Annotated in this window: 1 pseudogene; it reads right to left on the bottom strand. The window is 60.6% G+C overall.

From position 1 onward, the window contains the following. Positions 1-251 (bottom strand): annotated as a pseudogene (locus B3M52_RS08310) (methionine adenosyltransferase); the annotation flags it as partial.

Genomic DNA, 251 nt, shown 5'->3' on the forward strand with positions numbered 1-251 from the left:
CCGGTCAGGCCGCAGTCGCCCACAGGGCCGCCGATCACGAACTTGCCAGTCGGGTTGATGTGGAACTGGGTATCCTTGTGCAGCAACTCCGCCGGCAGAGCGTGCTTGACGATCAGTTCCATGACGGCTTCTTTCAGATCTGCCTGGGACACGTCTTCGTCGTGCTGGGTGGACAGAACAATGGCATCGATGCCGGTGACCTTGCCGTTTTCATAGCGGCAGGTGACCTGGCTTTTCGCATCGGGGCGCAG

It is taken from the genome of Marinobacter sp. UBA2688 (assembly GCF_002352785.1).
GTDB classification, from domain to species: Bacteria; Pseudomonadota; Gammaproteobacteria; order Pseudomonadales; family Oleiphilaceae; genus Marinobacter; species Marinobacter salarius.